This window comes from Phenylobacterium sp. VNQ135 (genome assembly GCF_049445735.1).
Lineage (GTDB): Bacteria > Pseudomonadota > Alphaproteobacteria > Caulobacterales > Caulobacteraceae > Phenylobacterium.
Genome location: NZ_JBMSDS010000003.1, coordinates 397,252 through 419,052, shown reverse-complemented (window position 1 = coordinate 419,052; position 21,801 = coordinate 397,252). Strand labels below are relative to the sequence as shown.

Annotated in this window: 19 protein-coding genes; 8 read left to right on the top strand and 11 right to left on the bottom strand. The window is 70.8% G+C overall.

Annotated elements, in window-relative coordinates:
* Nucleotides 1-100: 100 nt before the first annotated feature.
* The 4 genes from ACO2Q0_RS13210 to dapA form a co-directional block, all read right to left on the bottom strand.
* Nucleotides 101-1,927 (bottom strand): DUF885 domain-containing protein, encoded by a 1,827-nt coding sequence (locus ACO2Q0_RS13210; protein ID WP_423351969.1) that lies wholly within the window; start codon nucleotides 1,925-1,927, stop codon nucleotides 101-103.
* Nucleotides 1,928-2,000: 73 nt separating this feature from the next.
* Nucleotides 2,001-2,729, bottom strand: a complete 729-nt coding sequence (locus tag ACO2Q0_RS13205) for a GNAT family N-acetyltransferase (RefSeq protein WP_423351968.1) — start codon at nucleotides 2,727-2,729, stop codon at nucleotides 2,001-2,003.
* Complete coding sequence (gene smpB, locus ACO2Q0_RS13200; RefSeq protein ID WP_423351967.1) at nucleotides 2,726-3,184, bottom strand: SsrA-binding protein SmpB; 459 nt, start codon at nucleotides 3,182-3,184, stop codon at nucleotides 2,726-2,728. The genes ACO2Q0_RS13205 and smpB overlap by 4 nt, the downstream gene beginning before the upstream one ends.
* Nucleotide 3,185: 1 nt before the next feature.
* Complete coding sequence (gene dapA / locus ACO2Q0_RS13195; RefSeq protein WP_423351966.1) at nucleotides 3,186-4,073, bottom strand: 4-hydroxy-tetrahydrodipicolinate synthase; 888 nt, start codon at nucleotides 4,071-4,073, stop codon at nucleotides 3,186-3,188.
* Between the two features lie 136 nt (nucleotides 4,074-4,209).
* On the opposite strand from dapA, the gene ACO2Q0_RS13190 reads away from it, so the two are divergent.
* Nucleotides 4,210-6,315, top strand: a complete 2,106-nt coding sequence (locus ACO2Q0_RS13190; RefSeq protein ID WP_423351965.1) for a lytic transglycosylase domain-containing protein — start codon at nucleotides 4,210-4,212, stop codon at nucleotides 6,313-6,315.
* Between the two features lie 21 nt (nucleotides 6,316-6,336).
* Here the strand turns inward: ACO2Q0_RS13190 and ACO2Q0_RS13185 are convergent, their stop codons facing one another.
* From ACO2Q0_RS13185 to ACO2Q0_RS13170, 4 genes are read right to left on the bottom strand one after another with little or no spacing between them, the layout of a single operon-like run.
* Nucleotides 6,337-7,116 carry an ABC transporter ATP-binding protein gene (locus ACO2Q0_RS13185; RefSeq protein ID WP_423351964.1) on the bottom strand — a complete coding sequence of 260 codons (780 nt, stop codon included), beginning with the start codon at nucleotides 7,114-7,116 and terminating at the stop codon, nucleotides 6,337-6,339.
* Entirely contained in the window at nucleotides 7,113-8,087 is a 975-nt protein-coding gene (locus ACO2Q0_RS13180; RefSeq protein WP_423352270.1) for a FecCD family ABC transporter permease, read from the bottom strand. Before ACO2Q0_RS13180 ends, ACO2Q0_RS13185 begins: the two co-directional genes overlap by 4 nt.
* Before the next feature lie 8 nt (nucleotides 8,088-8,095).
* The gene (locus tag ACO2Q0_RS13175; protein ID WP_423351963.1) at nucleotides 8,096-8,884 is read right to left on the bottom strand and encodes an ABC transporter substrate-binding protein; all 789 of its coding nucleotides are present in this window, start codon (nucleotides 8,882-8,884) and stop codon (nucleotides 8,096-8,098) included.
* 11 nt (nucleotides 8,885-8,895) lie between these two features.
* Nucleotides 8,896-9,531 (bottom strand): TetR/AcrR family transcriptional regulator, encoded by a 636-nt coding sequence (locus ACO2Q0_RS13170; protein ID WP_423351962.1) that lies wholly within the window; start codon nucleotides 9,529-9,531, stop codon nucleotides 8,896-8,898.
* Nucleotides 9,532-9,674: 143 nt separating this feature from the next.
* Here ACO2Q0_RS13170 and ACO2Q0_RS13165 point away from each other — a divergent pair, with 143 nt between their 5' ends.
* Both ACO2Q0_RS13165 and ACO2Q0_RS13160 read left to right on the top strand, forming a co-directional pair.
* Nucleotides 9,675-10,568 (top strand): class I SAM-dependent methyltransferase, encoded by an 894-nt coding sequence (locus ACO2Q0_RS13165; RefSeq protein ID WP_423351961.1) that lies wholly within the window; start codon nucleotides 9,675-9,677, stop codon nucleotides 10,566-10,568.
* Nucleotides 10,565-11,353, top strand: coding sequence for a TrmH family RNA methyltransferase (locus tag ACO2Q0_RS13160; protein WP_423351960.1), 789 nt, complete (start codon nucleotides 10,565-10,567; stop codon nucleotides 11,351-11,353). The genes ACO2Q0_RS13165 and ACO2Q0_RS13160 overlap by 4 nt, the downstream gene beginning before the upstream one ends.
* Nucleotides 11,354-11,511: 158 nt before the next feature.
* On the opposite strand, the gene ACO2Q0_RS13155 is transcribed toward ACO2Q0_RS13160, so the two are convergent.
* Both ACO2Q0_RS13155 and hrpB read right to left on the bottom strand, forming a co-directional pair.
* Nucleotides 11,512-11,784, bottom strand: a complete 273-nt coding sequence (locus ACO2Q0_RS13155) for a hypothetical protein (protein ID WP_423351959.1) — start codon at nucleotides 11,782-11,784, stop codon at nucleotides 11,512-11,514.
* A gap of 93 nt (nucleotides 11,785-11,877) precedes the next feature.
* The gene (gene hrpB, locus ACO2Q0_RS13150; RefSeq protein WP_423351958.1) at nucleotides 11,878-14,322 is read right to left on the bottom strand and encodes an ATP-dependent helicase HrpB; all 2,445 of its coding nucleotides are present in this window, start codon (nucleotides 14,320-14,322) and stop codon (nucleotides 11,878-11,880) included.
* A 127-nt stretch (nucleotides 14,323-14,449) separates the two neighbouring features.
* Here hrpB and ACO2Q0_RS13145 point away from each other — a divergent pair, with 127 nt between their 5' ends.
* The 5 genes from ACO2Q0_RS13145 to ACO2Q0_RS13125 all read left to right on the top strand — a co-directional run bounded on the left by ACO2Q0_RS13145 (nucleotide 14,450) and on the right by ACO2Q0_RS13125 (nucleotide 19,372).
* A complete protein-coding gene (locus ACO2Q0_RS13145; RefSeq protein ID WP_423351957.1) occupies nucleotides 14,450-15,976 on the top strand; it encodes an amino acid permease in 1,527 nt (508 codons plus the stop codon).
* A 69-nt stretch (nucleotides 15,977-16,045) separates the two neighbouring features.
* A complete protein-coding gene (locus tag ACO2Q0_RS13140) occupies nucleotides 16,046-16,723 on the top strand; it encodes an MBL fold metallo-hydrolase (RefSeq protein WP_423351956.1) in 678 nt (225 codons plus the stop codon).
* 68 nt (nucleotides 16,724-16,791) lie between these two features.
* Entirely contained in the window at nucleotides 16,792-17,541 is a 750-nt protein-coding gene (locus ACO2Q0_RS13135) for a response regulator (protein ID WP_423351955.1), read from the top strand.
* Nucleotides 17,541-18,875 (top strand): ATP-binding protein, encoded by a 1,335-nt coding sequence (locus ACO2Q0_RS13130; RefSeq protein ID WP_423351954.1) that lies wholly within the window; start codon nucleotides 17,541-17,543, stop codon nucleotides 18,873-18,875. The genes ACO2Q0_RS13135 and ACO2Q0_RS13130 overlap by 1 nt, the downstream gene beginning before the upstream one ends.
* Nucleotides 18,876-19,159: 284 nt before the next feature.
* A complete protein-coding gene (locus ACO2Q0_RS13125) occupies nucleotides 19,160-19,372 on the top strand; it encodes a general stress protein (RefSeq protein ID WP_257838094.1) in 213 nt (70 codons plus the stop codon).
* Here the strand turns inward: ACO2Q0_RS13125 and egtB are convergent.
* Nucleotides 19,369-21,576: an ergothioneine biosynthesis protein EgtB gene (gene egtB / locus ACO2Q0_RS13120; protein WP_423351953.1), complete on the bottom strand. Its 2,208-nt coding sequence runs from the start codon at nucleotides 21,574-21,576 to the stop codon at nucleotides 19,369-19,371. The genes ACO2Q0_RS13125 and egtB overlap by 4 nt on opposite strands.
* Nucleotides 21,577-21,801: the final 225 nt, after the last annotated feature.

Below are 21,801 nucleotides of genomic sequence, written 5' to 3'. Positions count from 1 at the left end.
GCGCAGCGGCTATCCGGGACCCAGGGCCACCGCAGGGCAGAACCTCCTGGGTCCCGGCTCTCCGCTTCCCTTCGGCCGGGATGACGAGCTTAGGTGAGTGCTACCTCGCGCCAGCGATATAGGCCTCGACCCGCTGCTCCAGCACGTCCAGGGGGATCGCGCCGGCCGCCAGCACCGCCTCGTGGAAGGCGCGGATGTCGAACTTCGGCCCCAGCGCCGTCTCGGCCTTCGCGCGCAGTTCGCTGATGCGGAGCTGGCCGATCTTGTAGCTCGTCGCCTGGCCGGGCGTCGTGAAGTAGCGGTCGATCTCGCTCTGGATGTCGCGCTCGGAGTTCAGCGTGTTGTCCCGCATGTACTGGACAGCCTGGTCCCGGCTCCAGCGCTTGGAATGGATGCCGGTGTCCAACACCAGGCGGGCGGCCCGCCAGATCTCAAGGCTGAGCCGGCCGAAGTCGTTGTACGGGTCCTGGTAGAAGCCGGCCTCCTTGCCGAGCTTCTCGGCGTAGAGCCCCCAGCCTTCCTGATAGGCGCCCTGGTAGGCATAGCGGCGGAACATCGGCAGGTCGGTCTGCTCAAGCGACCGCGCGATCTGGAAGTGATGGCCCGGCGCGCCCTCGTGGTAGGCGATGGCCTCCAGCTGCGGCTTGAACACCTGGGTCATGTCCGAGAGGTTCACGTAGAAGATGCCGGGCCGAGAGCCGTCGGGCGTGCCGGTGTTGTAGAAGGCCACCGAGGCGGTCTTCTCGCGGAAGGGCTCGACGGCGCGAACCTCGAGCGCGCCCTTTGGCAGCACCGAGAACTGCTTGTTGGCGGCCGTCGCCATGTAGGTCCCGATGATCGCCTTGGCGTCGGCGAGATACTGCTGCTTGCCGGCGTCGGTGTTCGGGTAGCGGAACTTCGCGTCGGTCTTCAGATAGGCGAAGAACTCGTTGAGCGTCCCCTTGAAGCCGACCTTCTGCTGGATGGCCTCCATCTCGCCACGGATGCGGGCGACCTCCGAGAGGCCCGTCTGGTGGATCTGGTCGGCGGTGAGCGGGGTGGTGGTGAAGAACGACAGCAGGTCGGCGTAGAAGGCCTCGCCCTGCGGCAGAGCCCAGACGCCGTTCACTGTCGTCGCCTTGGCCTGCATGCGCTGCAGAGCCGCGATGTAGCCCTTGTAGCCGTTCGCCCAGCCCGCCTTCAGCGCCGCCTCGCCATCCTTCAGCAGGCGGGCCTTCGTCGCGTCGTCGGTCTTGAGGGCCGCAACCTTCTTCTTGAAATCGGCCCAGACGGCATGATCCGGGCCGGTGTCGAAGGGTGCGCCCTTGAGCTGGTTCTGGGCGTCGGGGATCACCCGGCCGAAGACGAAGGCCGGCGGCAGGAAGCCCTTGGCGGTGCGTTGATCGATATCGGCGCACACCTCGCTCGCCACCCGCTCGACGGCCTTCAGGCGCGAGACGTAAGCGTCGGCGTCGGCGACGCTGTCGACGCGGTGGACGTTGATCAACATGACCGGGAGACCGTCCAGGGCGCTGCCGGTGGAGGTGACGGCGTAGCTCTGCCAATACCACCTGTCGAACAGGCGCTGGGTGGCGACGCTCTTCTCGAAGAGGTCGTAGCTGACCTTGGAGCTGTCGGAGAGCTTCGCGCGGTCGAAGTCGCGCTTCATCCGCGCGAGCTGGGCCTCGGCGACGGCGAGCGCCTTGTCCTGGCCGGCCTTGGTGTAGTCGCCGAGTTCGCCGTAGCGCTCCTTCATGCCGAGTTGGCTCAAGGTCTCGGGGCTGAGCCGGGCGCTCTCCAGGAAGGACTCCTGAAAGAAGGCGGCGAGGCGCGCATCCTCGGATTGGGCGGCCGCCACGGGCGGAGCTTTCGTGGGCGCTTGCGCGTAGGCGGGCGCGGCGATCAGGGCGGCGCTCAGCGCCAGGGCCGAACAGGCGGTGCGGATCATGGAATCCCCCAGGGGTTGCGCCTGGACGTCTAGGCGCCGGCGCTTCGCGCCGGAAGTGAATTCTTGGACAGGGTCAGCCCCAGTAACGGTAGCGCCAGGCGGCCTCGAACCCCGCCTTGCGGTAGAGGCTGCGGGCGGGGTTGGGCTCCTCCACCTGCAGCACCACGCGGCGGATGTCGCGGGCCAGCGCGGCGCCGCCGAAGGCCGCCAGGATGCGCCCCGCATAGCCGCGGCCGCGGGCATGCCGGGCCGTACGCATGCCATGGACGCCGGCCCAGCCGTGACCGAAGCTGACGGCCCCAACGGCCAGGGTGCGGTCACCCTCACGAACGGCGCCGTACAGCGCGTCCGGCGAGCGGCTGAGGGTCGCCACCCGGCTCGCGCCGTCCGTCGGATCGAAGCCCTCGCCGAGGAACACCTGGCCCCAGGCCTCGTCGGGTCGCTCCATCAGGTCTGCGTCCGGCGCGCAGAAGCCGGACAGCGTCAGCGCGCTGGCGGTTTTGACCCAGGTCGGCCTGGCGGGCGCAAGGTCCCTCGCCTCCAGGGCCGCGCGGACCTCGGCCAGTCCGTCGACGTCGGCGATGCGGAAGGCGGGCGGCAGGCCACGGTCGCGATAGGCGGCGATGATGTCGTCCAGCGCGTCCGGACCGACGGCATGGGACAGCGGCGCGGCGGACTTGGCCCGGCCGACGGCGCCCGTATCCAGCGGGACCAGCCAGCCGCCGATCTCCAGGACCTCGGTCGGCGCGACCGCCTCGACCGTGGCGCGCTCGATCCCCTCGACGAGCGAGGGGTCGCTCACCCCTTGTCGCGCATGAGGCGCGCCTTGTCCCGCTGCCAGTCGCGCTCGGCGGTGGCCTGGCGCTTGTCGTGGTTCTGCTTGCCCTTGGCGAGCGCGATCTCCAGCTTCGCCAGGCCCTTGTCGTTCCAGTAGAGCCGGGTCGGGATGATCGTGCGGCCTTCCCGCTGGACGGCGCCGATCAGGCGGTCGATCTCGCGCCGCTTCATGAGCAGCTTCCGGTGCCGCCGCGGCTCGTGGTTAAAGTGCGGCCCGGCCTGGGCGTAGGGCGGGATATCGGCGTTGACGAGCACGATCTCGTCGCCCTCCACCGCCGCATAGCTCTCGGCGATGTTGGCGCGGCCGTTGCGCAGGCTCTTCACCTCGGACCCGGTCAGGGCGATGCCCGCCTCGAAGGTCTGTTCGAGGAAGTAGTCGAACCGGGCGCGCCGGTTCTCCGCGATCAGCTTGCCTGTCATCTCAGTTCACGAGACCGGCCTCGCGCAGGCCGGCCAGGACCTCCACGCGGGCGGCTTCCGAGCACGGCGTGATCGGCAGGCGCGTCTCCTCGGTGCAGAGACCGAGGTGGGCGAGCGCGAACTTGGTGGGCGACGGCGAGGCGTCGGCGAACAGCGCCTTGTGCAGGCGGATCAGGCGGTCCTGGGCGGTCAGGGCGGCGGCGAAATCGCCGGCCATGCAGGCGTTGTAGAAGTCGGCGCACTGCTCCGGCGCGACGTTGCAGGTGACCGAGATGCAGCCATGGCCGCCGTGGGCCATGTAGCCCAGGCCGCCGTCGTCGTTGCCCGACAGCATCACCCAATCCTCGCCGCACTCCAGGCGCTGGAAGCTGGCGCGCGGCAGGTCTCCGGTGGCGTCCTTGATGCCGACGATGTTCGGCAGCCTGGCGAGCCGCTCAAGGGTGGCGTTGGAGATGTCGACGCTGGTCCGGCCCGGCACGTTGTAGACCAGGATCGGCAGCTGCACCGCGTCGTTGATCGTCTTGTAGTGGGCGTAGAGGCCCTCCTGGTTCGGACGATTGTAGTAGGGCGTCACGACGAGGGCGGCGTCGGCGCCGACCGTCTTGGCGTGGCGGACCAGCTCGATGGCCTCGGCCGTCGAATTCGAGCCGGCGCCGGCCACCACCGGCACGCGGCCTCGGGCGGTCTGGACGCAGAGCTCCACGACGCGGCGGTGCTCCTCGTGGCTGAGGGTCGCGGTCTCGCCGGTCGTGCCGACGGGCACGAGGCCGTGGACGCCGCCGGCGATCTGGCGCTCGACGAGGGCCACGAAGGCGTCTTCGTCGACTTCACCGTTGCGGAACGGGGTGACGAGCGCCGGAAGGACGCCCCGGAACATGGGTTCGGACATGGTGTGCAAATTGCCGTGAAGGGCCGCTTGTTGGGGCGACGTTCAGATTTCGCGCGACAATATGTTGGCGTAGGCCAAGCCCGCAACGTCGATTCCTAGCTTCGTCATCGTCTCCAGTTTCCGTCGGGGGGAGAGGTTGGACTCCAAGACCCGCAAAGCGTTCCTCGCCGCGAGCCTCGTGGCGCTGGCCGCCGCCGTCGCCAGGGCGCAGCCCGCCGCCGATCCCATCGGCGACCTGATCAACCGCACACCGCCCGCGGCGTCACCAACTGCGCCTGCCGCGCCGCGCGCGGCGGGCAGCCGGATGCTCAGCGTCTCGGACCAGGCGCTGTTCGCCAGCGCGCTCAGCGCGGCCCGTCGGGCCGACATCTCCGGCGCGCGAAACGCGATCGCCGGGATCAGCGACCCTATCGCCCGGAAGACGGCGCTTTGGGCGCTCGTCGACGTCAACTCCGAATCGCTCGGGTTCTTCGAAGTGGACAGCGCCCGGCGCGAGCTCGCCGGCTGGCCGCGCGCCGCGCGGCGGCAGACCGCCGCCGAGAAGTTCCTGGAAACCTCGGGCAAGCCGCCCGCTGAGGTCGTCGCCTGGTTCGCCGGCCAGGAACCGCAGACCGCCTATGGGGCGCTGGCGCTGGCCTCGGCCTACCGGATGCAGGGGCAGGCGGCGCAGGCGAACGAGCTGATCCGCCGCTGGTGGACCACCAAGAGCTTCGAGGCCGACGCCCAGCGTTCCATCCTCGCCCGCTTCTCCGACGCCCTGACGGCCGAAGATCATGCGCGGCGCGCGGACATCCTGCTGTACGGCGCCCAGGGACCCGCGGCTCGCGAGATGGTCGCGCTGCTGCCGATCGACCGGCAGCCGGCGGCCCTGGCGCGCATCGCGCTGCGCGCCGACGCCGGCAACGCCAACGAGCTTTACGGCGCTCTGACGCCGGACCAGCAGGCCTCGCCGGGCGTGGCCTTCGAACGTGCGGGCTACCTGCGCCGCAAGGGCCTGGACACCCTGGCGCTGGGCCAAGTCGCGAACTTCCCGAAGAGCGTCGTCACCGACGAACAGGCCGACCGCATCTGGTACGAGCGTCACCGGCTGACGCTCGCGGCGATCAAGAACGGGGACTGGCGCGGCGCCTATCAGGCCGCCGCCAATTCGGGTCTCACACAGGGCTCGGACGCCGCGGACGCCGAGTTCTACGCGGGCTGGATCGCGCTGTCGAAGCTGAACGATCCGGCCGCCGCCGCGCGGCACTTCGCCAACCTGGAGAAGATCGGATCCTCGCCGATCACCAAGGGCCGGGCCTTCTACTGGCAGGGTCGCGCCGCCGAGGCGCGCCGCGAGAACACGGCGGCCGAGGGCTTCTACGCCCAGGGCGCGCAGCACGTGACCACCTTCTACGGCCAGCTCTCGGCCGAGAAGCTGGGCCTGCGCCTGAACGTGCCGCGCGATCCCGAGATCACCGCGACGGACCGCGCCCGCTTCGAAGCGCGCGAGCCGGTGCAGGCTGCCCGCCTGCTGGCCGAGCAGGGCCAGCGCGACCTCTTTCGCGTGTTCGCCCTGTTCATCGACGACGTGGTGCCGACCACCCAGGAAGCCGCCCTGCTGGTCGACCTGGCCCGCGGCTACGGCGACCAGGACACCTCGATGAAGGCGGTGCGCGCCGCCGCGCAGCGCGGGCTGATCCTGGGCGACCGGGGCTATCCTTACCGCACGCCGCCGACCGTGATCGGCGCGCCCGAGCCGGCGCTGGTGCTGGGCATCACGCGGCAGGAGAGCGGCTTCGATCCCTACGCCCGCTCGTCGGCCGACGCCCGCGGCATGATGCAGCTGCTGCCGTCGACGGCCAGCCTGGTGGCGCGGCGGATCGGGGTGTCGCACACGGCCGACAAGCTGAACGACCCGGACCACAACATGCAGCTGGGTTCGGCCTATCTGGGCCAGATCATCGACCGGTTCTCGGGCTCGTACATCATGGCCGCCGCGGGCTACAACGCGGGACCCGGGCGGCCGGCGCAGTGGATCGGCCTGTGCGGCGACCCGCGCACAGCCTCGACCGATCCCCTCGACTTCATCGAGTGCGTGCCGTTCTCCGAGACCCGCAACTACATCATGCGCGTGATGGAGAACATGCAGGTGTACCGGGCCAAGCTGAACGGCGGCTCGGCGCCGATCACGCTCTCCAGCGACCTGAAGCGCGGCGGCTACGGGTACCCGTCCAACATCGCCGTGCAGACCGCCAGCCCCTAGCCCCGGGCGACGACGTGCGGGTCAGGCCGACGAGCCGTCGCCTGGCCTCTTCCGCCGCGCCGCCAGGATCGTCCCGTCCGGCGTGAACGCCAGATGGCCGTCGAGGGCGAAGGCCTGCGCCAGGACCTGCGGCGTCAGCGCGGCGGCGGGCGCACCTTCGGCAATGAGGCGGCCGTCGGCGAGGACGGCCAGTCGGTCGCAGTAGCGGGCGGCGAGCGCGAGGTCGTGCAGGGTGAGCACCACGGCGGCGCCGCCGGCCGCCTCCTCCCGCAGCAGATCGAGCGCCAGGAGCTGGGCGTCTGGGTCGAGGCCGGCGATGGGCTCGTCCGCGACGAGCAGCGGCGCCTGGGTGACCAGCAGCCGGGCAAGCAGTACCCGGGCGCGTTCGCCGCCGGACATCTCCAGGACGCCGCGGTCCGCGAGACGGCCGAGCCCCACGCGGCCGAGCGCAGCCTCGGCGCGGGCGCGCGCCTCGGCCGGGCGGGCGTGGAAGGCGCCGAGGCTGGCGACGCGGGCGGCGGTCATGTTCCAGCCGACGTGGCGGTCCTGCGGCAAGTAGCCGGCGAGACGGGCGCGGTCCGGTTCAGAGAGCGCGCGCACGTCGCGCCCAGCGAGCTCCGCGCGTCCGGCGGACAACCGCACGAGACCGAGGGCGGCGCGCAGCAAGGTCGTCTTGCCCGAGCCGTTGGCGCCCACCACGCCCACGATCTCGCCCGGGCGAGCCTCGAGGCTGACGCCGTCCAGCACCGTGGCCGGACCGCGACGGACGGCGGCGTCGTGGAGGGCGAGCGCCGGGCTCATCCGCGCCAGCTCCGCGCGGCGCGCCAGGCGATCAGGGCGAACAGCGGCGCGCCGAACAGGGCCGTGACGACGCCGAGCTTCAGCTCCAGGTCGGTGGGGATCAGGCGGGCCGCGAGGTCGGCGGCGGCGAGCAGCAGGGCGCCGGCCAGGGCCGAGGGCAGCAGCACCCGTCCAGGATCGCCACCGGAACCGGCGCGGACGAGGTGGGGCGCGGCCAGGCCCACGAAGCCGACGATGCCGGCCATGGCCACCGAAGCGCCGGTCAGCAAGGAGGCGCCGGCCACGGCGGCGGCCCGCAGGCGGGTCATCGGCAGGCCGGAGAGCGCCGCGGCCTCCTCGCCGAGCGTCAGCATGACAAGGCCCCGGGCGGCGTAGATCGAGAGGCCCACACCGACGGCGAGCGCCGGGAGCTGGCGGGCGATGTCCATCCAGTCGCGATTGGCGACCGAGCCCAGCAGCCAGGCGAACACCTCGGCCAGGGTCACCGGCGACGGCGAGAAGTTGAAGACCAGCGAGGTCATGGCGCCGAGGAAGGCCGAGAGCGCGACGCCGAAGAGGATCAGGGTCTCGGGCTCTCGGAAACGGGCCGCGAGGCCCGTCAGCAGCAGGCCGACCAGCAGGGCGGCGGCCAGCGCCGCGCCCTCGATGGCGCCGGGCGTGGCGGCGAGCCCCAGCGAGATGGCGAGCGCGGCGCCCAGGCCCGCGCCACCCGAGACGCCGAGCACGCCCGGATCTGCGAGTGGATTGCGCAGGAGGCCCTGCATCACCGCGCCGGCGAGGCCGAGGGCGGCCCCGACGACCAGGGCGGCGGCCGTGCGCGGCAGGCGGATCTCCCACAGCACCACGCCGGGTCCCGAGGCGGGGTCGGCGAAGGCCTGGGCGAACTGGCCCCCGCTGAGCTGGGTTTCGCCCAGCAACAGGCCTGCGGCGGCGAAGGCCACGGCGCCGAGGGCCAGCAACAGGTTCAGCATCCAGGGCCTCACGGCTTCGCCCTTCCGGGGGCCTTGGCCGCCAGCAGCGAGACGGCCTCGGCCGCGCCCCAGTCGGGACAGCCCAGCAGCGCCCCGGGCAGGCTGGCTACCGCGCGGTCGGAGGCCACCCGCTGCAGCACCCGGTGACGGCCGATCCCCCAACTGTCGCCCGACAGCTGGAAGGTGTCGAAGAAGCCCAGCACCACCGTCTTGGGGGGCGACAGCGCCATCTGCTCCAGGGAGATGGTCTGGAAGCCCGGACGGGCCTCGGCGTTGGTCATACCGGCGGCGCGCAGCATTGCGTCGATCAGGGTGCCCTGCCCGGCCGTCACTCCGCCGGGCGTCATGTAGAGTGCGCTTGCGCCCCCCCAGGCGCCGGCGGCGCGGCTCAGCCGGGCGTCCATGCCGGCGATCACGGCGTCACCTTGGGGGCCACGGCCCAGCGCGGCGGCGACGGCGCGGACATTGGCCCGCACGTCCCCGAAGCTCGCGGCATCCCTGACGGTGACGATACGCACCCCGCGCCGCTCCAGCGCGGCCAGCAACCTCGGCTCGCCGCCCCAGTAGCGGACGGCCACATCCGGTCGCGCGGCGAGGACCGATTCGAGGTCGAGGCGACGTTTCGGCAGGCCTCTGGCGACATGGCGCAGGCGGGAGTCGGCGTCGTCGGCCCGGGTGGAGACGCCGACGATGCTCTCGCGCGGTGCGAGGCCCATGACGTACTGGTCGGCGCAGGAGTCCAGCGAGAGCACTCGCGGAGACGCGGCCTGGGCGGCGCCGGCGGCGAGCGCCAGCACGAGCGCGAGGCTCAGTCGATGACCAACCCGTGCAGCATGCCTTCGAGACTGACCGTCATCAGCTCCTCCGGATCGGCCCAGCCAAACGCCGGGCGCGTGGTCAGCAGCGCCACGACGCCATGGGCGCCCATCCAGAGCGCCTGGGCGGCCGCATCCGCCCCGCCCGTCCGCAGACGGCCGAGCGCCGCGATCTCGCGCACCACGCCGGAGAAGATCTCGTAACATTGTCGGCTCAGGTCCGCCGTACCTTCAGGCCAGGGCTCGGCGGATACCGGACGCGGCGTGGAATAGACAAGCTGGTAGGCGTTCGGATGGGCGAGCCCCCAGCGCATGTAGGCCTCGAGCATCATGCGCACCCGCACGACCGGGTCGACCGGCTTGGCGGCCAGCTCACGGTTGGTTTCGTACAGGTTGCGCAGCGTCCGCTCGCAGATCTCGAGGAGGATGCAGCCCTTGTCCTGGAAGTGCATGTAGAGCGCCGTCGACGAGACGCCCACCTCGTCGGCGATCTTGCGGATCGTGGCGCCCTCGTAGCCCTCGGCGACGAAGATGCGTTCGGCGGCCTCCAGGATTTCGGCGCGGCGGAGGTGTCCGTCGCCCTTGGCCTTGCGCGCGGATTTCCGCGCCGTCGTCCCCGCAGCAGTCACTGTGCTCGCAATCCCCAGGTCTCTTGCGGTCAGCGGACCCCAAATCGCAACCGGTGGCAACCCCACGCAACGGCAGGGTGCAGACGGTGGCGCGGGAGCCCGGCGGACTGGACGGCGCGGCCGGCTTGCGCTTCAAGGCCGCCATGAGCCGCCCCACCGTCGCCGACGCGCCCGGCGTGATGCGCACCGAAGGCTGGGCGGACTACGCCCTGCTCGACTCCGGCGACGGCAAGAAGCTGGAGCGCTACGGCCCCTACACGGTCGTGCGGCCCGAGCCGCAGTGCCTGTGGGCGCCGAGGAAGCCGCACCTGTGGGCCCAGGCGGACGCGGTGTTCGATCCGACGGCGGACGACGAGGACGCAGGGCGCTGGCGTTTCCGGGACAGGCCGAAGGACGCCTGGCCGCTGGCTTGGCGCGACGTGAGGTTCCTGGGGCGGTTCACGGCCTTCCGCCACCTCGCCTTCTTCCCCGAGCAGGCGGCGAACTGGGCCTTCCTGGACGAGGCCGTGCGCAAGGCGGGCCAACCCAAGGTGCTGAACCTGTTCGGCTATACCGGCGTGGCGTCGCTCGCCATGGCGGCGGCCGGCGCACAGGTGACCCATGTCGACGCGTCCAAGAAGGCCGTCGCCATGGCCCGGGAGAACGCCGAGCTGTCGAAGCTGGCCGACCGGCCCATCCGCTGGATCGTCGAGGACGCGCGCCGCTACGTGCAGCGCGAGGTGCGCCGGGGTTCGAAGTACGACGGCATCATCCTGGATCCGCCGAAGTATGGCCGGGGGCCGGACGGCCAGGTCTGGCGGTTGTTCGAGGACCTGCCTGAGCTTGCGCAGCTATGTAGCGAACTTCTTTCTGAAAACGCCTCGTTCCTGATCCTCAACGCCTATGCCGAGCGGATCTCCGGCGCGGCGCTCTCCGGCTTGCTGGCCGAGGTGTTGGACGGGCGTGGCGGGCGCATCGATTGGGGCGAACTGGCCCTCGTTGAGGACGGCGCCGAGCGCGCCATCGGCATGAGCTTCTATGGCCGGTGGTCCAGATGAGCCGGACCGTCACCTCGCTCTCCAATCCGACGGTGAAGGCCGTCCGTGCTCTGCATCTGCGCAAGGACCGGGACGAGACCGGCCTGTTCCTGGCCGAGGGGCTGAAGCACGTCACCGAGGGGGTCGAGCTGGGCCATGCGCCGAAGATCCTGATGCATGGGCCGGAGGCGGCGGACCATCCGCTGCTGAAGAAGGCCGCTCAGGCGACCCGCGCCGCCGGCGGCGAGGTCATCGAGGTCAACCACGACATCCTCGCCAAGGTCTCTAAGCGCGACAATCCGCAGGCGGTCGTCGGCGTCTTCCCGCAGGTCTATCGGCCGCTCGCCGAGATCGACCCAAAGGCGTCGGACTGCTTCGTCGCGCTGCACCGGGTTCGCGATCCGGGCAACCTTGGGACCATCGTGCGCACCGCCGACGCCGCCGGCTGCGGCGGCGTGATCCTAGTCGGCGAGTGCTGCGATCCCTATTCGGTAGAGGCCGTGCGGGCGACCATGGGCTCGATCTTCGCCGTCCCGCTGTCGCGCGCCACCGAGGCGGAGTTCGCCGCCTGGCGGCCGAGTTGGCCCGGCTCCGTGGTGGGCACCCTGCTGACCGCCACCCACAGCCACGCGACCGCCGACTACCGCAAGCCGGCCCTGATCCTGATGGGCAACGAGCAGCAGGGCCTGACGCCCGAGATGGCCGCCCTGCCCGATCTCAACGTGAAGATCCCCATGCGGGGCCGGGCCGACAGCCTGAACCTGTCGGTGGCCACGGGCATCATGATCTACGCCGCCACCAGCTGAGGCGTGTCACGTCCTGGACGCCGACGATGCGCCGCTCAAGGCGCACTTCAGCGAGCAGGAGATCGTCTGGCGACGATGACGATCGTGACGATCAACGGCTGGAACCGGCCGACGGTGGGCTTCCGCAGCCAGCACCCGCGGGCCTGGAAGGCGGCGGCCTAGATGGTGTCGGCCGGACCGGGCGGCAATTCGTCGGCCGGGACGCCGAGGGCCGGATCCGCCACCACGGCGCGCAGCTCCCTGAGCTGTCGATTGAGCAGGGTGAGAAGACTGGAGCCGAGCTGATGACGGGCTCGGGCTCCGTCATGCTGCGGCACATCGCTTAGGAACTCGGATTGCTCCAGCGCTTCCAGTAGAGCGATCATCTCGGACAACCGGTCGGTCACGTCCTCCCGGTCCAGCGGGCGCGTCATCTTCGGCGCCGAACTCATGTCCACGGCAGCCACCTTCCTCCCGGCGGGTTCTGAAGACCCACCTGAGCAGTAAACGATTCAAATCAAAAAGGTTTCACGCCTCGGTTGCGGTCAGGAACCGCGAGGCTTTGCGCGTGTGGTCGGCTGGGCGGCGGCCGGGTCTTCGGGCCAGACATGCTTGGGATAGCGGCCGCGCATATCGGCGCGGACGTCCTTCCAGGACCCCTTCCAGAAACCCGGCAGGTCCTTGGTCGTCTGAATTGGCCGATGCGCCGGCGAGAGCAGCGAAAGCGTCAGCGGCACGCCTCCGACCGTCGGATGCTGTCCGAGGCCGAACACTTCCTGCACACGGACGTCCACCCGCGGCCCCGCCTCGGCGGCGTAGTGGATGGCGAAGCTGTTGCCGGTGGGCGCGGTCCAGCGGGCCGGCGCCTCGGCGTCGAGGCGGCGCTGCTGATCCCACGGGACGAGCGCGCGCAGGGCGCCGTCCAGCACGTCGGGCTTGAGCGCGTTGAGGCCGCGCAGCCCTTGCAGCACCGGGGTCAGCCACTCGTCGAGCCGGACCAGCAACGCCTCGTCCGACAGGTCGGGCCAGGACGGGTCGCGAGCGTGCAGGAAGGCGGCGCGTTCGCGGAGCGACCTGGCCGCCTCGCCCCAAGGCAGCACGCCCAGGCCGTCGCGGCGGACCCGATCGGCCAGGGCGCGGGCGATCAGCGCCGGATCCGGGCTCTCGTCGACCTCCTCCCGGATCGTCAGCCGACCGAGGCGCGTGAGCCGCTTTGCGCGCAGGCGGCCGCCGCCGCTCTCTTCCAGCCGCTCGTCGGTTTCGAACTGGTCCGCGAAGGCGGCGAGTTCGGCCTCCTCCAGAGGCGCGGCCAGCAGGATGCGGTCGCGGCGGTCGCCGCCGCCGAGTTCGGCGACCGCCAGCCACTTCTCGCGGGCGAGCGCATCGGTCGGCTCCAGGAATGCCCCGCGACCGGTGACGAGCTGGAACTCGCCCTGTCCGCCCCGCGCCTTGGCGATGCGCTCGGGATAGGCGAAGGCCAGCAGCAGGCCGTCGGACAGCGGCTCGCCTTTTCCGGCCTTCGGCGCAAGCGAGGCCCAGCGGTCGGCCAGGGTCTTGGCGTCGCGGGCGCGCGGGCCGCGATCCCGCTCCAGCTGTTCGAGCCGATGGCGCAGGTCGGCGTCGCGCCCGCCGAGGTTGCGTTCCGTGGTCAGGGCCGCAATGCGTGCGGCCCGGCCCGCCTGCCCGGTCTCGGCGGCCTTGAGCACCATGTGCGCCAGCCGCGGCGCCAGCGGGAAGTCCGCCAGGGCGCGGCCGTGGGCGGTGAGCACGCCCTCGTCGTCCAAGGCCTCCAGACGGCGGAGCAGCGCCCGGGCCTCGGCGAAGGCGGCAGCCGGCGGCGGATCGAGGAAAGCCAGCTCGGCGGCGTCCTTCGCGCCCCAGCGGGCGAGGTCCAGCGCCAGGCCCGAAAGATCGGCGTCGAGGATCTCCGGGTCGCCGAAGGCCAGCAGGGCGCGGGTCTCGGCTTCGTCCCACAGGCGATAGCAGACGCCGGGCTCGGTGCGGCCCGCCCGCCCCCGGCGCTGGTCGGCCGCGGCGCGGGAGACCCGGACGGTGGCCAGCCGCGTGAGACCGCTCGCCGGGTCGTACCTGGGCACGCGCGCCAGGCCGCAGTCGATCACCACGCGCACGCCCTGGATGGTAAGGCTGGTCTCGGCGATGGAGGTGGCCAGCACCACCTTGCGGCGGCCGGGTGGCGCAGGTTCGATGGCGCGGTCCTGCTCGCGGGGATCGAGCGCCCCATAAAGCGGAGCCAGGTCCACCCCAAGGTCCCGGGCGGGCCGTCGCAGGCGCTCGGCGAGGCGCTCGGCCGTGCGCAGGATCTCGCCCTGCCCCGGCAGGAAGACGAGGATGGAGCCGGTCTCCTCCGCCAAGGCGCGTTCGACGGCCCGGACGATCCGATCCTCCAGGCGCTGGGTCTCGTCGCGGCCGAGGTAGCGGGTCTCGACGGGGAACATGCGCCCCTGGCTCTCCACCACAGGCGCGTCGTCCAGGAGCCGGGCCACGGCGGCGCCGTCGAGGGTCGCCGACATGACCAGCAGCCGCAGATCCTCGCGCAGGACCTTCTGCGCGTCGCGGGCGAGCGCCAAGCCGAGGTCGGCGTCGAGGCTGCGCTCGTGGAACTCGTCGAAGACCACGCACGAGACGCCCGCCAATTCGGGATCAGCCAGGATCATGCGCGTGAAGACCCCTTCGGTCACCACCTCGATGCGCGTGTGGGCCGACACCCTGCTCTGCATGCGCACCCGGAAGCCCACCGTCTCGCCGACCGGTTCGCCCAGCGTCTGGGCCATGCGGTGGGCCGCGGCGCGGGCGGCGAGCCGGCGGGGCTCCAGCACCACGATCTTGCCGCCGCCCATCCAGGATTCGCCGAGCAGTTCCAGCGGCACGACGGTGGTCTTGCCGGCGCCGGGCGGGGCGACCAGCACGGCGCCGTTGCCGGCGGCGAGCGCCGCCTTCAACGCAGGCAGGGCCTCATGGACGGGAAGCATCCGGCGGGCTCTAGCGAAAGCGCAGCCTTGCCGCCAGCGTTGCCGCTTGACCCGGGGGCGCCAAGCAAGCCACGGTCCGGCCAAACTTTTTCAACGGCGGCCAGGGGGGCCGCTGCTCGGAGGGAATATGTGGCGCGTTAAGCCGCTCGACGCGATCCTGGCGACCGCGGAAAAGAAATCACTGCACCGGTCGCTAGGCGCCTTCCAGCTCACCATGCTGGGCATCGGCGCCGTCATCGGCACCGGCATCTTCGTCCTGACCGCCGAGGCCGCCCAGAAGGCGGGCCCTGGCATGATGCTCTCCTTCGTGATCGCCGGCGTCGTCTGCGCGATCGCCGCGCTCTGCTACGCCGAGATGGCCTCGATGGTCCCGGTCTCGGGATCGGCCTACACCTACAGCTACGCCGTGATGGGCGAGCTCGTCGCGTGGATGGTCGGCTGGGCGCTGATCCTCGAGTACGCCGTCGCCGCCGGCGCGGTGTCGGTCGGCTGGTCCGGCTACGTCGTGGGCCTCATCGAGGCCGCGTTCGGGATCGACATCCCCGCCCAGCTCACCCTCGGCCCGTTCGACGGCGGCCTGATCAACCTGCCGGCGATGTTCGTCGCGGGCCTTGTCACCTGGCTGCTGGTCATCGGCACCAAGGAGAGCGCCACGGTCAACGCGATCCTGGTGGCCATCAAGGTCACGGCCCTGGCGCTGTTCGTCGTGCTGGCCCTGCCCGTGATCAGGATGGAGCAGTTCACGCCGTTCATGCCTCTGGGCTTTGCCGGTGTGTCCGCCGCCGCGGCGTCGATCTTCTTCGCCTACGTCGGCTTCGACGCCGTCTCGACCGCGGCCGAGGAAACCAAGAATCCGCAGCGCAACATGCCCATCGGCCTGATCGGCTCGCTGGGGATCTGCACCGTCTTCTACCTGCTGGTCGCGGCGGGCGTGATCGGCACCGTGGGCGCCCAACCGGTGATGGGCCCGGGCGGCGCACACCTCGATCCGGGCAGCCGTGAACTCGCCGCAGCCTGCAGCGCCATCAACGACGGCGCCGTGGTCTGCTCGAAGGAAGCCCTGGCCTGGACGCTGCGCAACATCGGCTGGCCGCAGATCGGCAACCTGCTCGGCCTCGCCGCCGGCCTGGCGCTGCCTTCGGTCATCCTGATGATGATGTTCGGCCAGACGCGCATCTTCTTCGTCATGAGCCGCGACGGCCTGCTGCCCGCCGCGTTCTCGAAGATTCACCCGAAGTTCAAGACGCCGCACGTGATCACGATCATCACCGGCATCGCTGTGGCCCTGTTCGCCGCGTTCTTCCCGGTGGGCCAGCTGGCGAACATCTCGAACTCGGGCACGCTGTTCGCCTTCGCCGCGGTCTCGATCGCGGTGATGGTGCTGCGTCGCACGGATCCGAGCCGCCGCCGGCCGTTCAAGACGCCGCTGATCTATCTGACCGGCACGCTGTCGACGATCGGCTGCATCTACCTGTTCTTCAGCCTCGACGAGAAGAGCAAGTACCTGTTCGTCATCTGGGCGGTGATCGGCCTGCTGGTCTACTTCGGCTACAGCCGCTCGCGCAGCCACGTCGGCCGCGGGATCGTGGACGTGCCGGAACTCGAAGGCGACGCGCCGCCGCCCAATGTGGTGCGGCCCGCCGACGAGCACTAAGGACAAGGCAAGGCCCGGGGTATCCCCGGGCCTTTTCTTTAGGCGTCCGACACCCGATCATAGGGCGACATGAACGCCCCCCAGAATCCCCTGCCGATCCGCGCCGTCGTCGCGCCGGTCACCCCCCTCCAGCAGAACTGCACCATCGTCTGGTGCGTGAAGACGATGAAGGCCGCGGTCATCGACCCCGGCGGCGAGGTCCCGCGCCTGCTTCAGGCGCTGAAGGATCAGGGCCTGACGCTGGAGAAGATCTGGATCACCCACGGCCACCTGGACCACGCGGGCGGCACGGCCGCGCTGAAGGAGGCCACCGGCGTCCCCGTCGAGGGCCCGCACCCGGACGACCAGTTCTGGATCGACGACATCGGCGCGTCCGGCGCCAAGTGGGGCATGCCGGACGCCCGCAGCTTCACGCCCGACCGATGGCTGGGCGATGGCGACAAGGTGACCCTGGGCGAGACCGAGTTTGAGGTGATCCACTGCCCCGGCCACACGCCCGGCCACGTGGTGTTCTTTCAGCGGGAGGCGCGCTTCGCCCAGGTCGGCGACGTGCTGTTCCAGGGCTCCATCGGCCGGACCGACTTCCCGCGCGGCAACCACGCCGACCTGATCCACTCGATCACTCAGAAGCTGTGGCCGCTCGGCGACGACGTCCGCTTCGTCCCCGGCCACGGCCCGATGTCCACCTTCGGCCAGGAGCGGCGGACAAATCCCTTCGTCGCCGACGCCGTGCTGGCCGGCGAATAGGTCCGGAAACAAAGCCGCCGTGACACGCGCGTTTCATGCCAGACATTCGAAGGTTACCGCGCCCCGACATGGTGGCGCGCATGGAGCTTGCTGCTGACATGGCCGGCGCCGGCGCGCGCATCCTGATGGTGGACGACGATCCGGGCATCCGCGACGTCGTTTCCGATTTCCTCGGCCGTCACGGATACAAGGTTGAGACCGCCGCAGACGCGCCCGAAATGGAGCGCGTGCTGGAACGCGGTCCCGTGGACCTCATCGTCCTGGACGTCATGCTGCCTGGCGAGGACGGCCTGGCCATCTGCCGTCGGCTGACCGGCAATGAGAACGGGCCGCCGATCATCATGCTTTCGGCCATGGGCGAGGATACCGACCGCATCGTCGGCCTGGAGCTCGGCGCCGACGACTACCTGGCCAAGCCCTGCAATCCGCGCGAGCTGCTGGCGCGGGTTCGCGCGGTGCTGCGGCGGGCGGAGCAGCGCGGCGCCCCGGGCGCGCTGGGGGCCGGCTGCGAGTTCGCCGGCTGGCGGCTCGATCTGGTACGCCGCGAACTGCGTTCCCCGGCCGGCGTGGTGGTGAACCTGTCGTCGGGCGAGTTCAGCCTGTTGCGCGCCTTCGTCGAGCGGCCGCAGCGGGTACTGACCCGCGACCAGCTCCTGGAATACGCCCGCGGCCCCGACAGCGAGGCGTTCGACCGCGCGATCGACGTGCAGATCAGCCGGCTGCGGCGCAAGCTGGACGACGGCGGCGACAGCCATGATCTGATCCGCACCATCCGCAACGAAGGCTATATGTTCAGCGCCAAGGTGAAGCGGACATGATGTCGGCGGGGCGCCCCGCGCCCTCGTTCTTCGTCCAGCTTCTGACGCTGACGGGCCTGACCCTGGTGGCGGCCTGGGCCATCAGCATCCTGCTGCTCTTCAGCCTGCCGCCGCCGGCGCCGGACGTCTATCAGGTCGGCGAGATCGAGCGGACGGCGCTCGGCAATCCGCCGCCCTTCACCGAGCGACCGCCGCTCGGCCGCCGCTACGTTGACCACATGCCGGGCCCGGAGCTGGAGGGACGCTTCATCCCCAACATCCGGGCGCGGATCGCGGCCGACCTGGGCGTGCCCACCGATCACGTGGTGATCGCGGGCGAGCGCGGACCGCTGGCCGACCGCCGCGTCGGACGGGTCCTGCGCGACCGCGCGGCGCGGGAAGGCGTCCGCGAGGAGCACTTCCTGGTCGCGCCGTTCGAGGTGGGCATCCGCCAGCCGGACGGCCGCTGGCTGGTGGTCAGGCCCCGCGATGCGCTCGGCCTGTCCGACTGGCAGCAGCGGCTGGCGCTGTGGTTCGTGCTCTCGGCGCTGGCGATGGCGCCGGTGGCCTGGATCTTCGCCCGCCGCCTGTCGGCTCCGATCAAGGGCTTCGCCAGCGCCGCCGAGCGCCTGGGCCGAGACCCGACCGCACCGCCTCTGGCGCTGAAGGGACCCACCGAGATCGCAGTCGCCACCGGCGCCTTCAACGAGATGCAGACCCGCCTGCGCCGCTACGTCGAAGACCGCACGGCCATGGTCGGGGCCATCGCCCACGACCTGCGTACGCCGCTCACCCGTCTGCGCTTCCGGATCGAGGGCCTGCCTGAAGAACAGCGGGCGAAGTTCGCCTCCGACCTCGACCAGATGGAGGAGATGATCGCCGCCACCCTGGCTTTTGTGCGCGACACGAGCCGGGCGGGCGAACGCACGCCGCTCGAGCTGTCGTCGCTGCTGGAGAGCCTCTGCGACGAGATGGCGGAGACGGGCGCGCCGGCCGAGATGGAGCCCGGCGAGAAGGTGGTGCTGGAAGGCGATCCGATGGCGCTGCGGCGCCTGTTCGCCAATCTGCTTGAGAACGCCGTCAAGTTCGGCGGACGCGCGCGGGCGCGGGTGTTCCGCGACGAGCGCAACGCCATCGTCGAGATCGAGGACGACGGCCCGGGCATCCCGCTGCAGGACGCGGAGAAGGTGTTCGAACCGTTCTACCGCCGCGAACCGTCCCGCAACCGCAAGACCGGCGGCATCGGCCTGGGCCTGGCTGTCGTGCGATCCATCGCCCGCGGACACGGCGGCGATGTCGACCTTGTGAACCGGGCCGAAGGCGGGCTGACCGCCCGTGTGCTGCTGCCGCTGTAGAGGCGGTTTCACCTACCTGCGCGCGCCCCGACTCAATTGAGGCGGGAATAAGAAGCGTCCGTTCACGCAACCTCTGCCGGGGCTTGTTGGTTAGCCAGACCGCAAACCCTCTGCGAGACGTCATGTCCGAGCCGGCAGACCCACAAGACAAGCAAGCCCCGGTGAGCAGCGGCGACGACCCCGCCCCTGCTCAACGATCCGAACGGCCGCGTGAAGGCGAGCGGCCGGTCGGAGGCGCCTCGCCAGACCTCCCCCTCTCGTCGCCCGATTAGGAGAGTTGAGACATGCCCAGCGTTGACACCGGAAAGCCGCGAGCCCGCCGAGGCTTCGCGGCCATGAACCCCGAGCGGCGGCGCGAGATCGCCCGCAAGGGCGGCGCCAGCGTGCCCGGCGAGAAGCGCAGCTTCGCCAAGGACCGCGACCTGGCCGCCTCCGCCGGCCGTAAGGGCGGCGAAGCCTCGCGCGGCGGCGGCCGTTCCCGCGGTCGCGAAAGCTAGGACGCTCTGAGCAGCGTCATGGCGAAGGCGGGGTGGGCGCTGGCCCACCACCGCTCGAGCCGCCAGCCGGCGCCCGCCGCCAGCTCGCCGAAGCCCTCCACGGTGAACTTGTAGGAGTTCTCCGTGTGAAGGGTTTCCCCGGCGCGGAAGTGGAAACGCTCCCCCGCCACGACGACCGCCTGATCCTTCAGGCTCATCAGATGCATCTCGATCCGCCCTTCGGCCTCGTTCCAGACGGCGCGGTGCGCGAAGGCGTCGAGATCGAAATCACCCCCAAGCTCACGATTGATCCGGACCAGCAGGTTCTTGTTGAACGCCGCGGTGACGCCCAGCGCATCGTCGTAGGCGGCCTCTAGGGTCGCGCGGTCCTTCTTCAGGTCGATGCCCACCAGGAAGGCGGAGCCCTCGCCCAGCAGCCGGCGCGCGCTTTTCAGGAACGCCTGAGCTTCGGCCGGCGTGAAGTTGCCGATCGTCGAACCCGGGAAGAAGCCCACGACCGGACGGCCCTTCGTCTCCCGTGGGAGCTCGAGCGCGCGGGTGAAGTCTTCCTGCAGGGGGGCGACAGTTATGGCGGGATAGTCCGCGCGGATCGCCGCGGCGGCCTCTGAGAGCGCCGTCCCGCTGATGTCGATCGGCGCATAGACGGCGAGCTGCGGAGCGGCGTCCAGCAGGACGCGGGTCTTCACGCTGGCGCCGCTTCCGAACTCCACCAGCGCCGCGTCTTCAGGGATCTCCCGGGCGATCTCGGCGGCAGCGCCGCGCAGCAGCGCGACCTCGGTGCGGGTGGGATAGTACTCGGCGAGTTCGGTGATCGCCTCGAAGAGGTGCGAGCCCTCGGCGTCGTAGAAGTACTTCGGCGCGAGGCTCTTCTGCGGCTTCCGCAGCCCGGCCAGCACGTCCACCTCGAAGTCGGACGCGCCCTCGCCGGCCCCGTCCATCGCCAGGCGCAGGCCTGAGAACATCCATCGCTGCTGAGGCTGGAAGAAATTGCGGTAGGTCGCACGGATGTGCCCGCCGGGCGTCACGCACGCGCCGCCCCGCAGCACGAACTGCCCGGCCATGAACTTGCCGTTGTACTCGCCGACGGCGCCGGCGGCGGGCTTGAAGCCCGGATAGGGACTGTAGGCGCTGCGCGTCCACTCCCACAGGTCGCCGAACATCTGGCGCAGCCCCTGGCCTGCCGGCGCAGCCTGCGCGAGCAGATGGCCCGAGGTGAGCATGTTGCCGTCGTGCCAGGCCTCGTGCGAGGCATGCTCCCACTCCGCCTCGGTAGGAAGGCGCGCGCCCGCCCAGGTGGCGTAGGCGTCGGCCTCGTAGTAGCTCACGTGGCTCACCGGGGCGGCCGCATCGAGGGGCCGCAGGCCGCGAAGGGTCATGGCTTCCCAGCCGGACGCGCCTTCCTGCCAGTAGAGCGGCGCCCGCCATCCTTCAGCCTGGACGGTCGCCCAGCCCTCCGACAGCCAGAGCTCCGGCCGCGCGTAGCCCCCGTCGGCCATGAAGGCCAGCCACTCACCGTTCGTGACCAGGCGGTCGGCCAGGCGGAACGGCTCCAGCCAGACCTTGTGGCGCGGGGTCTCATTGTCGAACGCGAAGCCTGCGGCGGGATCGTGGCCGATCTCCACCAGCCCGCCCTCGAAGGCGGACCAGGCCAGGCTCGCCGAGGCGCCCGACGCCGCCGAGCGCGGCGGCGCGTAGGCCGGCTTCAAGGGCGAGGCGGAGAAGAGATGCAGTATGTCCATCAGGATCAGCTCCTGATGCTGCTGCTCGTGCGCCAGGCCTAGATCCAGAAGGGCGGCGCGTTCACCGAGATCGCCGCTCAGCAGCCGCTCCATTCCCGCGTCGACATGGCTGCGATAGGCCAGCACGTCGTCGAGCGATGGGCGCGTGATCAGGCCCCGTTCGGGGCGCGGGTGACGGGGGCCCACGGCCTCGTAGTACGAATTGAACAGGTAGGCGAAGCGCGGGTCGAAGGGCTTGTAACCGGCAAGGCCCGGCTGCAGCAGGAAGGTCTCGAAGAACCAGCTGGTGTGCGCCAGGTGCCACTTGGTGGGGCTGGCGTCAGGCATGGACTGCGCCTGCATGTCCTCGGGCGTCAGGGCCCGGATCAGCGCCTCTGTCGCCCGACGCACGGTCCGGTATCGCGCCAGCGCTTCGGAGGTCGCGGCGGGCGTGGAGGCGTCCGTCGTCCGGTCGATGGGTTGCATTGTCCCTCCCAAGACGCCGCTACGGCGGTGATGTGGGTGCGACGCCGCGCCGCGGCAACGCAGGCCGCTAGCTTTTGTGAAGCTTGGGCGTCCGCCAGCAACGTCGGCATTGGTGCGAAGTTCCGGGAATCTGTCGGCTTTTCCGGGCTTCGGGTTCCCGGAACAGATGCATAGGGGACGCGTTGAACCGGCCAACCCGAAGCTAGCGCACAGACCGGCCTCGGC

Bases quoted from the DNA above. Each gene is read 5' to 3' on its own strand.
- ACO2Q0_RS13140 (WP_423351956.1), top strand. From the start codon at position 16,046: ATGAACGCCCCCCAGAATCCCCTGCCGATCCGCGCCGTCGTCGCGCCG.
- ACO2Q0_RS13185 (WP_423351964.1), bottom strand. From the start codon at position 7,116: ATGAGCCCGGCGCTCGCCCTCCACGACGCCGCCGTCCGTCGCGGTCCG.
- smpB (WP_423351967.1), bottom strand. From the start codon at position 3,184: ATGACAGGCAAGCTGATCGCGGAGAACCGGCGCGCCCGGTTCGACTAC.
- egtB (WP_423351953.1), bottom strand. From the start codon at position 21,576: ATGCAACCCATCGACCGGACGACGGACGCCTCCACGCCCGCCGCGACC.
- ACO2Q0_RS13135 (WP_423351955.1), top strand. From the start codon at position 16,792: ATGGTGGCGCGCATGGAGCTTGCTGCTGACATGGCCGGCGCCGGCGCG.
- ACO2Q0_RS13165 (WP_423351961.1), top strand. From the start codon at position 9,675: ATGAGCCGCCCCACCGTCGCCGACGCGCCCGGCGTGATGCGCACCGAA.
- ACO2Q0_RS13160 (WP_423351960.1), top strand. From the start codon at position 10,565: ATGAGCCGGACCGTCACCTCGCTCTCCAATCCGACGGTGAAGGCCGTC.
- hrpB (WP_423351958.1), bottom strand. From the start codon at position 14,322: ATGCTTCCCGTCCATGAGGCCCTGCCTGCGTTGAAGGCGGCGCTCGCC.
- ACO2Q0_RS13210 (WP_423351969.1), bottom strand. From the start codon at position 1,927: ATGATCCGCACCGCCTGTTCGGCCCTGGCGCTGAGCGCCGCCCTGATC.
- ACO2Q0_RS13155 (WP_423351959.1), bottom strand. From the start codon at position 11,784: ATGAGTTCGGCGCCGAAGATGACGCGCCCGCTGGACCGGGAGGACGTG.
- ACO2Q0_RS13125 (WP_257838094.1), top strand. From the start codon at position 19,160: ATGCCCAGCGTTGACACCGGAAAGCCGCGAGCCCGCCGAGGCTTCGCG.
- ACO2Q0_RS13180 (WP_423352270.1), bottom strand. From the start codon at position 8,087: ATGCTGAACCTGTTGCTGGCCCTCGGCGCCGTGGCCTTCGCCGCCGCA.
- ACO2Q0_RS13130 (WP_423351954.1), top strand. From the start codon at position 17,541: ATGTCGGCGGGGCGCCCCGCGCCCTCGTTCTTCGTCCAGCTTCTGACG.
- dapA (WP_423351966.1), bottom strand. From the start codon at position 4,073: ATGTCCGAACCCATGTTCCGGGGCGTCCTTCCGGCGCTCGTCACCCCG.
- ACO2Q0_RS13145 (WP_423351957.1), top strand. From the start codon at position 14,450: ATGTGGCGCGTTAAGCCGCTCGACGCGATCCTGGCGACCGCGGAAAAG.